The sequence below is a fragment of the Chromobacterium haemolyticum genome, assembly GCF_002081825.1.
Taxonomy (GTDB): Bacteria; Pseudomonadota; Gammaproteobacteria; order Burkholderiales; family Chromobacteriaceae; genus Chromobacterium; species Chromobacterium fluminis.
This window is the reverse complement of record NZ_MUKU01000003.1, coordinates 88,300-101,871: the sequence shown is the minus strand read 5'-3', so window position 1 is coordinate 101,871 and position 13,572 is coordinate 88,300. Positions and strand designations below refer to the sequence as shown.

The 13,572-nt window shown below is 62.2% G+C and carries 14 protein-coding genes; 5 read left to right on the top strand and 9 right to left on the bottom strand.

From position 1 onward, the window contains the following. Positions 1-68: 68 nt before the first annotated feature. Together B0T39_RS02765 and B0T39_RS02760 are read left to right on the top strand one after the other, a co-directional pair. Positions 69-725, top strand: a complete 657-nt coding sequence (locus B0T39_RS02765) for an ankyrin repeat domain-containing protein (protein ID WP_081544699.1) — start codon at positions 69-71, stop codon at positions 723-725. Positions 726-809: 84 nt separating this feature from the next. Then, positions 810-1,154 carry an MliC family protein gene (locus B0T39_RS02760; protein WP_081544698.1) on the top strand — a complete coding sequence of 115 codons (345 nt, stop codon included), beginning with the start codon at positions 810-812 and terminating at the stop codon, positions 1,152-1,154. Here the strand turns inward: B0T39_RS02760 and B0T39_RS02755 are convergent. From B0T39_RS02755 to B0T39_RS02720, 8 genes are all read right to left on the bottom strand, one after another. Next, positions 1,151-2,752, bottom strand: a complete 1,602-nt coding sequence (locus B0T39_RS02755; protein ID WP_081544697.1) for an EAL domain-containing protein — start codon at positions 2,750-2,752, stop codon at positions 1,151-1,153. The genes B0T39_RS02760 and B0T39_RS02755 overlap by 4 nt on opposite strands. A gap of 33 nt (positions 2,753-2,785) precedes the next feature. Beyond that, complete coding sequence (locus tag B0T39_RS02750; protein ID WP_081544696.1) at positions 2,786-3,310, bottom strand: DUF2165 family protein; 525 nt, start codon at positions 3,308-3,310, stop codon at positions 2,786-2,788. A gap of 121 nt (positions 3,311-3,431) precedes the next feature. After that, positions 3,432-6,188 (bottom strand): magnesium-translocating P-type ATPase, encoded by a 2,757-nt coding sequence (mgtA, locus tag B0T39_RS02745; protein ID WP_081544695.1) that lies wholly within the window; start codon positions 6,186-6,188, stop codon positions 3,432-3,434. Between the two features lie 257 nt (positions 6,189-6,445). Beyond that, complete coding sequence (locus tag B0T39_RS02740) at positions 6,446-6,805, bottom strand: hypothetical protein (protein ID WP_081544694.1); 360 nt, start codon at positions 6,803-6,805, stop codon at positions 6,446-6,448. A gap of 256 nt (positions 6,806-7,061) precedes the next feature. Continuing rightward, positions 7,062-7,427 carry a hypothetical protein gene (locus B0T39_RS02735; protein WP_081544693.1) on the bottom strand — a complete coding sequence of 122 codons (366 nt, stop codon included), beginning with the start codon at positions 7,425-7,427 and terminating at the stop codon, positions 7,062-7,064. A gap of 293 nt (positions 7,428-7,720) precedes the next feature. Continuing rightward, positions 7,721-8,092: a hypothetical protein gene (locus B0T39_RS02730; RefSeq protein WP_048414716.1), complete on the bottom strand. Its 372-nt coding sequence runs from the start codon at positions 8,090-8,092 to the stop codon at positions 7,721-7,723. Between the two features lie 531 nt (positions 8,093-8,623). After that, positions 8,624-9,298, bottom strand: coding sequence for a glutathione S-transferase family protein (locus B0T39_RS02725; RefSeq protein WP_081544692.1), 675 nt, complete (start codon positions 9,296-9,298; stop codon positions 8,624-8,626). A gap of 264 nt (positions 9,299-9,562) precedes the next feature. Then, positions 9,563-10,036: an Lrp/AsnC family transcriptional regulator gene (locus B0T39_RS02720; RefSeq protein ID WP_176219467.1), complete on the bottom strand. Its 474-nt coding sequence runs from the start codon at positions 10,034-10,036 to the stop codon at positions 9,563-9,565. 139 nt (positions 10,037-10,175) lie between these two features. On the opposite strand from B0T39_RS02720, the gene B0T39_RS02715 reads away from it, so the two are divergent. Both B0T39_RS02715 and B0T39_RS02710 read left to right on the top strand, forming a co-directional pair. Then, positions 10,176-11,216, top strand: a complete 1,041-nt coding sequence (locus tag B0T39_RS02715) for a histone deacetylase family protein (protein ID WP_081544690.1) — start codon at positions 10,176-10,178, stop codon at positions 11,214-11,216. 131 nt (positions 11,217-11,347) lie between these two features. Continuing rightward, on the top strand, positions 11,348-11,542 hold the full coding sequence (locus tag B0T39_RS02710; protein WP_081544689.1) for a hypothetical protein: 195 nt from the start codon (positions 11,348-11,350) through the stop codon (positions 11,540-11,542). Positions 11,543-11,757: 215 nt separating this feature from the next. Here the strand turns inward: B0T39_RS02710 and B0T39_RS02705 are convergent, their stop codons facing one another. Further along, entirely contained in the window at positions 11,758-12,867 is a 1,110-nt protein-coding gene (locus B0T39_RS02705) for an acyl-CoA dehydrogenase family protein (protein ID WP_141111058.1), read from the bottom strand. Between the two features lie 349 nt (positions 12,868-13,216). On the opposite strand from B0T39_RS02705, the gene B0T39_RS02700 reads away from it, so the two are divergent. After that, positions 13,217-13,528, top strand: coding sequence for a hypothetical protein (locus B0T39_RS02700; protein WP_081544687.1), 312 nt, complete (start codon positions 13,217-13,219; stop codon positions 13,526-13,528). Positions 13,529-13,572: the final 44 nt, after the last annotated feature.

Here is a 13,572-nt window from a genome sequence, read left to right as displayed (position 1 = left end):
CTGGCGCGGCATGCCACGCTACGGTGGCGCTCCCATTTTAATCGTTTGAATTGAGCGAGGAGAAGGCAATGCATTGGCAAGTGAAAATCCTGTTATCGATGGTTTTGGCCGTCTCCCTCCCCGCCGGCGCCGACGGCGGCCAAGCCTTATTGGCGGCGGCCGGCCGTGGGGACGCGCCTGAAGTGCGGCGCTTGTTGCGCGCGGGCGCGCCGGTGGATATCCGCGATGCCCGCCAGCGCACGCCCTTGCTGCTGGCGACTTGGGGCAATCATCCGGAGGCGGCGCGCTTGTTGATGGAGGGTGGCGCGGATGTGAACGCCAAGGATAAGCAGCAGGACAGTCCCTATCTATTGGCCGGCGCCCAGGGCAGGAATGAGATTCTGGGCATGATGCTGCGGTACGGTGCGGACCTGGCCAGCACCAATCGTTATCAAGGCACGGCGTTGATCCCCGCCTGCGAACGAGGCCACGCGGAAGCGACGCGGCAATTGATTGCCGCGGGGGTCAAGCTCAATCACGTAAACCAGCTGGGTTGGACCTGCTTGCTGGAAGTGGCGATTTTGGGAGCGGACAGCGCGCAGCATCGCGACATCGTCCGGCAACTGATCGCGGCCAAGGCGGATCTGAATCTGGCGGATCGCGACGGTGTAACCGCCTTGCAACATGCTCGCCGCCGGGGGCTGTCCGGCGTTGCCGCCATGCTGGCGGAGGCGGGCGCCCGCTGAGCTGCGCTGAACAAAACCGAGAGAGCCCGGTCTATCCCCATTTGCCAAGAGCAAGCCGCAGTTCGTCATTCTAGGAGTTGAACCATGAAATCCATCTTGTTTGCCGCGCTGACCCTGAGCAGCGCCGTCGCGCTGGCCAAACCGCTTACCTTGCCGGAGATCCAGGCTGGTCAGCGCCAGGTCGTCAACTACGTTTGCGCCGGTGGCGCCAAGTTGGCGGTCAAGTATTACAACGTCAAGAACGGGCAGAGTTTCGCGGTATTGCCGATCAAGGGCAAAGCCATGTTGTTGAGCAATGTGGTGTCCGGTTCCGGCGCCAAATACGCAGCCGAGCAATACAGCTGGTGGACCAAGGGGCCGGAAGGCACGCTGCGCGACGAAATCACCGACAAGGTATTACTGGACGACTGCAAGGAAAGCCGGCGCTAAAGCGCCGGGCCGGAGCTGGACGCCGCGCGCGCGGCGTCCAGCTCCGGACGCTGCAGAAATTCGCGCAGCGGCATCGGTCGCGCAAACAGGTAACCTTGCAGCCAACCCACGTCCAGACGAGCCAGGTAGGCGCGCTGGGCTTCGGTCTCCACGCCTTCCGCCACGATTTCCAGCTTCAATTTGTGCGCCAGCTCGGTCACGCTGTCGACGATGTGGCTAGACGGCGCGTCCGCGCCGATGCTGGCGGTGAAGCTCTTGTCTATCTTGATGCCGTCCAGCGGCAGCTGTTGCAGATAGACCAGGCTGGAGTGGCCGGTGCCAAAATCGTCTATCGCTATCTTCACGCCTAGTTCGCGCAGCCGCGCCAGCCGTTCACAGGTCTCGGGAGTGGGCTCCACCATCTCTCTTTCCGTTAGTTCCAGCACCAGATTCAGCTCTCCCGGCGGGAAGTGGGCGAGAAACTGTCGGCAGTCGGCCAGCAAAGCGTCGTCGCGCAGATGGGCGGCGGTGATGTTGATGCCCAGGTGGAACTGCGGCGGCAGTCGGCTTCGTCCCAGAGTTCGCGCCAACTGGCGCATCATCTGCCGCGTCATCGGCACGATCATGCCGCAGTCCTCGGCGCGTGGAATGAACAGGTCCGGCCGGATCAAGCCATCCCGCGGATGGCGCCAGCGCATCAGCGCTTCCGCGCCTTGCCAGCCCAGCCCGTCGGTACGTACCACGGGCTGTAAAAAGGGCTCGAATTCCCCGTTGTCCAGCGCGCGCTGCAGTTCGACGGTGGGCGAAGCCGGCCGGCTTAGTTGCCAGTGCAGCGCGGCGGCCAGCACCAGGCCCAAGGCCGCCATGCTGAGAAAGACCAGTTCGTAGCTGCTGGCCATCTGGCGGTAGAGGTCGTGGTGGTTGAAGCCGCTGACCAGGGTGTAGGGGTGGCGGGAGGAGGCGCGTTCTATCGTAATCAGGTCGAAGGGCGGGCTGGGGTTGGCGTGCACCGCGTGATCCGGCCCTATCCAGAGCGGCCCCACGCGCATGTAAACCGGGCTGTAGTCGCTGGCCATGTCCAGGCTGAATTGCAGATGCACGCCGTCAATGGCGATGTAGATGGCCGTCGGCCCCGCTTGCTTGCGGTAAATGATCAGCGGACGGCCTGGCGTCAACTCGTTGCCGGACATCAAGCGCAGCTCGGTTTCCGGGCGCGGTTTGTCCGGCGACGAGATCTGTCTGTGGTAGACGCCGAACAGCGAGGAACAATAGAGAATGCCGCCGCGTTCCAGCGTGACGCTGCGGATGAAGGGCACGATGGTGACTTGTTTGCGCAGAGCTTGTTCTATTTGCGGGCATGGCTGCTTGGTCAGCGGGGCCACGGTGTTGGCGGCCTGAGCCGCGTAGTCCAGCATCAAGTCCAGCATGCTTTCCGCTTGACCTGTTTGCAGGGTGGCCTGCTGTCGCAGCCGGTTGCTTTCCTGCCAATAGACGATGGGGGTGATGACGGCCAGCGGCAGCAGCGCGGCGACGCCGATCAATAGCCAGCGGCTGATGCGGGCGGGCAGGGTTAGGCGGCGGGACATCATGGCGCTGATGGGGGAGTCGGCATGGTTCATGATATACGAGGGCCGCCGCCGTTGCCGGGAGGGCTAGCGTTCCGCCGCTTCCGGCTGCGACAGGTAAACCAGGCTTAGCAGGATGAAGCCGATGAAGGCGTAGGCCTTCATCTGACCGTTCCACTGGCTGGCCCACATGGCGAAGTATTCGCCGCCTATCACCGCAAAGCCGGTGTACCAGACCAGCAGCGCCGGAATGCAACCCAGCGTGAATAGCGTCTTGCCTCGCAGATAAGCCTCCTCGCGTCCGCATAGCGCGCCGCGCAGCATGGCGCTGCCTCCCCAGGCGCAGATCAGACCGAAGGCCAGCTCGCCGGCGATGATGGCCAGATAGGCGGCTTGCTGCCAGCCGGGATGGGTGATGGCGCGTCCCTTCAGCGCCTGGCCGTTAAACCAGGGTTCCATGCTGTCCATGGCCAGCACATGGCGCACGAACTGCCAGTTGCTATCGTAGTCCAGGAGGTTGCCGCTGGCGGCCAAGAGGCCGAACAGGGCGATGGAAAGCGCGAGCAGGCTTTTGAAGCATTGCTGGGCGCGGCGCAGGGTTGGCAGTTGCATGGGATTTCCTTATCGAAGGGGCAGGGGCGATTGTGCCAGCCCGGGTCCGGGCTGTGAATGGCGGGGCGGCGCGCGAAAAAAACCCCGCCGGAGCGGGGTTGGGATCGCGGGCGGGCAGCGCTCAGAACCAGCGGTTGTAACGTTTGATGTAGATGGTTTTCACCGTCTGGGCCAGTGCTATATAGCCGAGCATGGTGGCCAGCAACCACCAGAAGTAGCTGAGGTCCAGCTTGACGAAGCCTATGCTCTCCGCCAGCGGCGAGAACGGCAGGTAGCAGCCGATGGCGATGGCCAGCGTGGTGGACAGCAGGACCGGCAGCGAGGCGGTGCTTTGCAGGAAGGGGATTTTGCGCGTGCGCAGCATGTGTACCACCAGAGTCTGCGACACCAGGCTTTCAATGAACCAGCCGGAGTGCATGATGCTGGCGCCGCCGTCGCTGACACCGTGCGGTTGGCCTGCGTAGTAGGCCGCGCCGGCGCCGAACACCGTCCACATCAGAGCATAGGTGGTGATGTCGAATACCGAGGAGGTGGGGCCTATCCACAGCATGAAGCGCTTGATGTTGTTGGCTTCCCATTTGCGCGGCTTTTTCAGGAAGTCGGGATCCATCTTGTCCCAGGGCAGCGCCATCTGCGACACGTCGTAGATCAGGTTCAGGATCAAGAGGTGCATCGCCAGCATCGGTTCCCACGGCAGCCAGGCCGAGGCCACCAGCACCGAGAACACATTGCCGAAGTTGGAACTGGCAGTCATGTTCAGGTACTTGAGGATGTTGCCGAAGGTTTCCCGGCCCTTGATCACGCCTTCTTCCAGCACCATCAGGCTCTTTTCCAGCAAGATGATGTCGGCGGTCTCCTTGGCGATGTCCGCGCCGCTATCCACCGAGATGCCGACGTCGGCGTCGCGCAGCGCCGGCGCGTCGTTGATGCCGTCGCCGAGGAAGCCGACGGTATGGCCGTTGGCCTGCAGGGCCTTGACCACCCGCGACTTCTGCAGTGGGGTCAGCTTGGCGAAGATGGTGGTGTGTTTTACCGCGCTGCACAGTGCCACATCGTCCATCGCCTCGATGTCTTTGCCGACCAAGGGCACGCCGGGGCTGAGGCCGACGTCGCGGCACACTTTGGCGGTGATGATGGGGTTGTCGCCGGTCAGGACTTTGACCGCCACGCCATATTCCTTCAGCGCGCGGATAGCCGGCGCGGCGGAGTCCTTCGGTGGGTCGAGGAAGGTCAGGAAGCCGCGCACCACCAATTGGGCCTCGTCATTGGTTTTGTAGTTGCGCTTGGCTTCTTCGGCCGGAATGTCGCGGGTGGCGACCAGCAGCACGCGGTAGCCCTCGGCGTTGTAATCCTGGCTGCGTTTGAGCAGGGCGGCGCGCTCCTCGGTGGTCAGCGGTCTGATCTGTTCGCCGTCCTGCACATGGCTGGAGACGGCCAGCATTTCTTCCACCGCGCCCTTGGAGATCATCAACTGGCGGCCGCGCTGGTTTTCCACGATCACCGACAGCCGGCGGCGCACGAAATCGAACGGCATTTCGTCCACCTTGTCGTAGCCGCTGGGCTTGACGCGGTTGCCCAGTTCGTCGGCATGTTCCACCACGGCAATATCCATCAGGTTCTTCATGCCGCTCTGGTGGAAGCTGTTTAGCCAGGCCAGTTGCAGCACGCCCTCGTCTTTGAGCCCATGGATATTGTAATGGTGTTCCAGGATGATCTTGTCCTGGGTCAGGGTGCCGGTCTTGTCGGTGCACAGCACGTCCATTGCGCCGAAGTTCTGCACAGAGTTCAGGCGTTTGACCACAACCTTGCGCCGCGCCATCGCCACCGCGCCCTTGGCCAGGTTGGCGGACACGATCATGGGCAGCATTTCCGGGGTCAGGCCCACGGCCACCGCCAGCGCGAAGGTGAGGGCGGACATCCAGTCGCCCTTGGTCAGACCGTTGATCATGAACACCACGGGCACCATCACCAGCATGAAGCGGATTAGCAGCCAGGATACGCTGCTGACGCCGCGGTCGAAGCTGGTTTCCACGCGCTTGTGGCTGACCACGTTGCGGGCCAGCGAGCCGAAGTAGGTATCGGTGCCGGTGGCCACCACGATGGCGGAAGCCTTGCCGCTGACCACGTTGGTGCCCATGAAGCAGACATTGGGCAGATCAAGCAGATCGGCATCGCCGTTGGCCTGGCCATTGGCCGATTTCTCGGCCACCGCGCCCAGAGTGTCGTACTTTTCCACCGGCAGTGCTTCGCCGGTCAACACGGCCTGGCTGATGAACAGATCGCGGGATTCGATCAGTTTGATGTCGGCCGGGATCATGTCGCCGGCTTGCAGGTGGACGATATCGCCGACCACCAGCTCGCTCATCCCGATTTCCTGACGGATTGGGCTGCTGCCGTTGGCCGGACGTCGTTGCACGGTGGCGGTGTTGCGCACCAGCGATTTCAGCTTTTCCGCCGCCCTGGCGGAACGGAACTCCTGCCAGAAGCGCAGCAGGCCGCTGATGCTGACCATGGTCAGCAGGATGATGATGCCGGTCCACTCTTGGTCGCCCGGAGCGGCGAAATAGACGTCGGTGAAATAGCTGATGGCGGCTAGCACCATCAGGACGACGACAAAGGGGTTTTTGAAGGCTTGCGCCAGTTGAATCAGCGGGTGCGGCGCCTTGTCGTGGGCCACTTCGTTGGGGCCGAACTGGGCGTAGCGCTGATGCGCCTCCGCCATGGTCAGGCCGTCTTCGTGGCCGCGTACGCGTTGCAGGGTTTCTTCTACGGAGCTGTCGGCTTCCTGTACTGCGCGGATGACCGGTTTTTCCTGTTTTGCGCTAGGGGTAGCGACATAGCCTTTCAGCTTGTGTCGGCTGCTAGTGTGTTTCGTCATTGTTTCGTCTCCTGCGCGCGTGTCCCGCGCAGTGCGGCCGTGGCTGTTTAGGCCGGCCGGGTATCTGGCGGACGCAGCACGGGGGGTGTTGCGGGTGTTCTGGGTTCGAGGTTGGCGCCCGCCTGCGTTGTTGTCTGTGTGTGCAGGGCGGGCGGTCGCGGGTAACTGTCGTCGGTCATGGTGTTTCCTTATGAGAAATGGAAGCTTGAAAATCCCGCGCCGCCACGGATGAGCGGAGGCCGGCGCGGGACGATGAATCAGGGTTGAGCCAGCGGGCGGACCCCGGCGGACCACTCTGGCCGGACCTGACCGGGCAAGATGTCCAACCGGACTCGGGCCAGCGGTAGGTTGCCGAGCCTTTGCATGATGGCCTCGAGAAAGTGCATGGAGGCGTCGCCGCGGGAGCGGAACTCCGTGGCCAGCATCCAGTTGGCGGGCGCGCCGGAGGCCTGGCACTCGCCAACCAGCAGGGTTTCGTTCCAGCTGGACACTTTCAGTCCGTGCCCCTGCGCGGCGGCACGGATTTCCCGGCGAGCGGCCTTGACCGCTTGCGTGGGGCAGATGACCGACAGTTGATAACGCTGCGGCCGGATGTTGTGGCGGATGATGTCGTTCATGGCGATCTCCTTGCGATCCGGCTTCCGTCGCGTTTAGACGTGCCGGTCCCTGCCTTACGGCATGCAATGACAGGGTTGTGTTTGACGGTGGCGAGGCGCGCGAGCCTATCTCGCCGCCGTCAGGCGGGGGAGATCAGGCGGTGCGGGCGGCCTCGGGTCTGCAAGATCGGGGTTCCGGTTCTTCAGACATGGCTGGCCTTTCTTGGCGAAGAGGGTTGAACGGCGCGCAACAGCGCGGCGGGCATTGATCGAATGTTCAGGCGCTGGCCGCCCAGCGACGGGGCGTCGCCCGCGTCTCCGGCTTGCGGCGGCCCCAGCGCACGCGATGGATTTCCGGCATTTTGCTCAGGCGCAAGGCCATTTCGTTGAAGGCGCGGCGCAGGGCCACCGGGCAATCCAGCCGTACGCTCAGGCAGGCTTGGCCTGCGGCGGAGGCGGGCGTAATGGTGACGTGGGTCGCCGCCAGGCCCAGGGTGTGCATTTCCCAGAATAATTGCTTGCGCAGCGCGGTAATCACCGGGATGTCGCAAGTCACATTCAAATGGCAGCTAGTTTCGTCTTGGCGTTTGCTTGGGGTGCGCGCGAGATAATTAAATAACCAAGCCAGTTTATTGTGGCGCATATTTCACTCCCTCATTTTCATTTTGAAAATGCGACAGACAGCATTATTCCCTTTCTGTGTTTTATAGACGCAGAAATGAAAATATATTCAATGGTCGATTGCGATGGTCGGCGGCGGCTAATTGGCCGGTCCCGCTGTCGCAATAAGGGAGAGGCTCAGATCAGCAATACACCAAAGGCCGGCGCGGTCGCGGTTCAGGGTCTTCAATCAACATCAGAACCTCCTGCTGGCTGGCAGCGTTTGCGTTTCAAGGATGCGCGGATTTGTCCGCGCACGGAAATAATTAGGGTTGCTTAGTGCGCCAAGTGGGCTCGTTGGGCCAGCAAAAAGGCGCGATTGGGCACGCGCGGGCGCTGTGCATGGCGCGCCCAGTGAACTCGGTTTACCTGCGGCAGCTGGCAAAAATGCGCGGCAAGCTGGTTCAGGCAACGGCTGGCCACGTCGGGGCAGGCGAACAGCACGCTCAAACAGGCCAGGTCGTTATCGCCGGCGGTCAGGGCAATGCGTTCCACTTCCAGGCCGCGGGCGTGCAGCTGTTTGGCTGCTTGCACGCGCAGCATGGTCAGGTCCGCATGGACGCAAAAAATATTCAACTGGTAAACGGCGGCCGGGGCGGTGGTTTTGCCTGGGCGCAGCAAGGCTGCCAGTTTGGTGATCAAGCGCATGATGATTCCTCCCGTTGGCGATGCAAGGAGGACGCGACGAAGATCCGAAGGCAAACGCCGTCAAAGGGAATCCGTGCGCAATCAGGCGGTAAATCGCCCGCGCGGCGCGAATCTGGGGATGTCTGAAATGGGCGGCCGTTTGGCCTGGGCTCCGGCTCGCACTGGACTGCGCTATGGGCGCGCCGCTGATGTGCGTTGTTGCCGAATTTTTAGACACCACACCCTGTCATTGCAGGATGTGGCAGAGAAAAGGTTCTGCTAAATCCTGCAAGACGGCGTTGCGATACAAGATCGACTACTTCCGTCGTTGTCCACGATGAACCTTTGCAGTATTTGAGATGCCCGGAGTATAGGGGGCTTTGAGAGGATAGGCAATCCTTAATCAGACTTTTTTACATTTTTGTGTGCGCCGCAACACTAAATAAGCCGTGAGCATGGAGGGGGATGAAAAGAAGAGCCGCATTGCCTTAAGCAAGGCGGCCCATGTTGGAGATATTCTCCGGCTTTGATTGGTTAATTAATATCACGCCTTTAATCGGCGCCGTAAGCGTAAGGCCCGCCTTTTTCCAGCGCGGCTCGATAAGCCGGGCGCGCGTGGATGCGTTGAAGGAAGTCCAGCACATTCGGATGCTCTTGGGTCAGGAAGCCGCGTGCGCGGGCCGCCTCCAGCGGAAAACTCATCTGGATGTCGGCGGCGCTGAAGACGGGGCCGGCAAACCAGCCGCTGCGTGCCAGGCTGCGGTCGGCGTGATTCAACAGCGCATCCAACTGAGGCTGCAGATAGGCGCGGCGGACGCCGGCGGCCAGTTTGCGCGCCAGCGGCCGCAGCAGCCAGGGCACCGGTGGCAGGTCCAAGCGCGAGAACACCAGGCTCATCACCAGCGGCGGCATCAGCGAGCCTTCGGCGTGGTGCAGCCAAAACAGGTAATCGCTGTGTTCCGGCGCGGCTGAGGCGGGTTTGAGCCGGCCGGAGCCGTAAGTGTCCACCAGGTATTCGACGATGGCGCCGGACTCGGCCAAGGTCAGTTCGCCGTCGCTGATCACCGGCGACTTGCCCAGCGGATGTAGCGCCTTGAGTTCCGGCGGAGCAAGCAGGGTGTGCGGATCGCGCTGGTAGTGTTGAATTCGGTAGTGAAGATTCAACTCCTCCAGCAGCCAGAGCACACGTTGCGAGCGGGAGTTGTTCAAGTGGTGGACGGTAATCATGGGCGGGTTCTCCCTTGTGTTCGAGCGCTGAATAGGGGGTGGTGAGTGTTTGACTTGGGATGCCTCGGAAAACGGGAGCTGTCAAACAAGCAGGCTTGAGTGGACAGGCGTAAAAATGCCCGATTACCCGGCCATGGTCGAGTGCTGTTGGTCAAGGCGAGGATATTGCCCCGCCTGTTGATTGACCGTGTTCCAACGCAAGGCTTGGCATTGGCTGTCAGCCGCAGCCTTTCGTCGCTCGACGAACCCGGTGAATGTTTCCGTTTAGATGGGGAGCCGGCTGCCGGCCTTGACTTCGCGCAGCGCCAGGCTGGAATGGATGGAGTGCAGGCCCGGCGTGCGGCGCAAAACGGTTTCGATGAAGTCGCTGTACGCGTCCAGATTGGGCGCGACGACTTGCAGCAGGTAGTCGGCGTCGCCGGTGATTTTGTGGCAGGACAGCACTTCCGGGCGTTCTCGCATCTGATCTTCAAAGCGGTTGGGGGCGTCATCAGCGTGTTCTCCGAAGCTGAGTCGGACGAAGGCCAGCACGTCGTAGCCCAGTTTGCGGCGGTCCAGATTGGCCTGGTAGTCCTTGATGTAGCCGGCTTCCTCCAGTCGCTTCAACCGACGCCAGCATGGAGTGACGCTGAGGGATAGCCGTTCGGCCAGCTTGGGATTGGACATGGCGCCATCCTGTTGCAATAGCCTTAGAAGGGTTAGATCCGTTTCATCTAGTGAATTTTTAAGTCTATTCATACTCAATTATCGCCAATATCATTGATTTCTTGCTCTAGATTAGCGCCCAAGACGGGGTAAAAGCAAAACTATTCCAGCGGCCGCGGCGCATACTGGGGCTTTCCTTATTTAATCGAAAAGCAAACAAGGAGGGTTGACGATGCTGACGATTTACAGCGACGCGCATCATCTGCATCACGGTTGCGAGTTGAAGGATGGGGTGTTGATGCCTTGTTTTGAGCAGCCGGGGCGGGCGGACACCATCTTGGCGCGCGTGAGGGCGACGGGCTTGGGCCCGGTGGCCGCGCCGGGCGAATACGACAGCGTTCGCTACGCCCGGGTTCACAGCCCGCGCTATGTTCGTTTTTTGGAGCGGGCCTGGGATGAGTGGACGGCGATCGGGCGCAGCCATGACGCGTTGCCGTTGATTTGGCCGGTGCGCGATTTGCGCGGCGATATCGAACCGGAGTTTATCGACGGCAAATTGGGTTTTTACGCGATGGACGCCGGGGTGGCGATCACCGCGGGGTCCTGGAAGGCGGCGCGCGCGAGCGCCGACGTGGCCTTGACTGGAATGGACGCTTTGCTGGCGGGAGAGAGAAGCGCCTTCGCCTTGTGCAGGCCGCCCGGCCACCACGCGGCGGCCGAGTATATGGGCGGCTATTGCTATCTGAACAATGCGGCGATCGCCGCGCAGTCCTGTCTGGACGGCGGCGCCGGCAAGGTGGCGCTGCTGGATGTGGACTACCATCACGGCAACGGCGGACAGAGCATTTTCTACCAGCGCGACGACGTGATGTTCCTGTCCCTGCACGGCGACCCCAAATATTCCTATCCGTATTTTTCCGGCCATCGCGACGAAACCGGCGCCGGCGCCGGCCTGGGCTTCAATCAGAATTACCCGCTGCCGCACGGCACCGGCTGGCCGGCGTATGGCGAGGCCTTGGACCATGCTTGCGGTCAGATAGCTGCCTATGCGCCGGACGCGCTGGTAGTGTCGCTGGGCGTGGACACCTTCAAGGATGATCCGATCAGCCAGTTCCGCCTGGAAAGCGAGGACTTCCTGCGCTTGGGGGCGCGCATCGCCAAACTGGGCCTGCCAACGTTGTTTGTGATGGAAGGGGGCTATATGGTGGACGACATTGGCGTCAACGCGGTGAATGTGCTGATAGGCTTCCAGGCGGGCGGTGTTGGGGTTTGACCTGAGTCAGCCCGGCCGCGAATAAAACGCCGGGCCGCCGGCTGGCAAGCCGAACTTGTGAAAAAAATGTAAAAAGCATAGAGTGGCGGGTGTAAAATTGCTTACACCCGACAACTTCAGAGTTATTTCTCATGAAAAGCGGCCATCCAGACTCCGTAGATCGAAGTCCCAGCGCGTTTTATCAGCATTTTTCGCCCAATCTGCCCCCGGCGGGCAAACGCCATATCAAATGGCGGCTCAGCGCCCGACAGGAGGAAGTCTTGCTGCATGCGGCATTGATCGCCTGTATCGCGCTGGTGGGGTTGTTCGCCTATCTACGCCACTAAGCATCCGTTCAAAGGAATCCGTTCAAAGTCTGCTGCGCTTCGTGAGACGTGGCACGGCGAGCGCCGGCATCCGGAATGCTCGTGCGCCCTCGTACATTCCGCTTATTCAACCGCTACGGCTTAGCTCGCGAGATCGTAAACACGTTCTAAGGCCCACCGGCAAATTCTTGATCCTGCGTTGCGCATCGCGAGGCGGGGCGGGTTTTGAACGACGTCTAGGCCGGCTGCGCCTGTTCCGCGAGATCGATTTCGCGTCGCAGCTGTTTCAGCGTCGGCGTCACGATGGCGATGAAGCTGGCCTCGCGCAGCCGGCGTTGCGCCGGGCTCGACAGCAAATAGCCGGCGGCGCCGGCGTGCAGTTGGGCCGACATCGCCGCGCGCAGGCACAGTTCGCTGACCTCGGCGCGCAGCCGCAACACGCGCGTCGGCGCGGCCTGGCCTGCCTCAGCCAATGGCGCCAGCGTTTTGGCCTCGCGCCACAGCGCGGCCAGTTCCGCCGCCAACTCATCATAAGAATGCTCCAGCCAGCGGTTTTGTTCGCCGTCGCGTCGGTTGGCGGCCTGGATGTCGTCCAGACAACCCTGCACGATACCCAGACCAACCGCCGCCTGCGCCAGTACAAAGCCGGGGCGCACGCGTCGGATGAAGCCGACGAAGGCCGCCGGTTCCACCAGCACGCGCTCCGAAGGAAGCAATACCTGATCCAGTTTCACGCACAAGGTGCGGGTGCCGCTCATGCCGGCGATGGGCGGGCCGGCGTTCAGCTGTACTCCCGGGGCATCGCAGTCCGCGAGGAAAACCAGTTTGCCGCCGTCGGCGCTGGCCGCCGCCGCGGCGAACAGGTGGCCGGCGCCTAGGTTGGACACCCACGGCAGTTCGCCGCTGATTCGATAACCCTGCGGGCAGAGTTCGGCGCGCAAGCGCATAGCTTCCAGGCCAGCCAGGTGTTTGATGGCGTTGGACAGGCCGGGGCCGCCCAGGCGGCGGCCGGCGGCCAGATCGGCCCTCTCTGCGCTCAACTCCGCCTGCGGCGCGGCATGGCGCAGCAAGTAAACGCAGGCGCTTTGGCACCAGGCAAGGAAGGCGGTGCTGCCGCATACCGCGCCCACTTCGGCGATAGCGGCCATCTGTGTGGCCAAGCCCAGGCCGCTGCCGCCTTGCTCGGCGGGCAGCAGGGCGGCGTAGGCGCCGTCCTCGCCCAGGCCGCGCAGCATGGCTTGGGGGTAGAGCGCTTCTTGGTCGATGGCGGCCGCCTGCGGCGCCAATTGTTGACGCACGCGCAGATCAATGCGGCGCAGCAGGGCTAAGGATTCGGCTTGGTGCATGGCGCTGGGCAAGGGTTGGTTGATAAATCAGCGGCATTTTGGGCGCGATGGCCGTCGCTGTCCATGCCTACAGCATGTCGTCTGTCCGCATGGGGCGCGCGCGGCGGAACTTGACGGCATTCCATGGCTCTATCCTGATTCGTTCCTCCTTAAGAACCTGTTTACGATTTGCTGCGCGTCGGCGATACGGCGTTGAAAACCCCTTCGAAATGCTCATGTACCGTGTGTACACTCCGCTTTCTCAGCTGTTTTCGCCTTGTCTCGCCTTAGCTCGCAAGATCGTGAACAGGTTCTAAGGCGGTTGCTATCGCAAGCAATGGACCACGCAAATTAAGGGAGAAGAGTGCGGATGCAATACTCGACGCAAATCGGTTTAATTCTGACCGGGCTGAGCCTAGCCGCCGGCGCGACGGCGCTGACGCTGGATGTTAAGGGCGCGGCGTCCGCTCCCGCCGCCGCGGACACGGGCTGGAGCCGCGGCTACGATAGCCAACGTTTCAACCAGCCGCCGTCCGAGCAAGCGCAGCGGCAAGCCGAGCAGGCGCTGCGCGACAAGCAACAGCCCAAGACGCCCATCGATTGCCAAAGCCATCCCGGCTACGCATATTGCCCGCCTTTGAATGCCAAAACGCTGCCGGCGCCGACAGCCGGCGTCAGATAGCGCCGGGGCCGGCCGCCGGATAAAACGGCCGGTCAAGCGCCGCC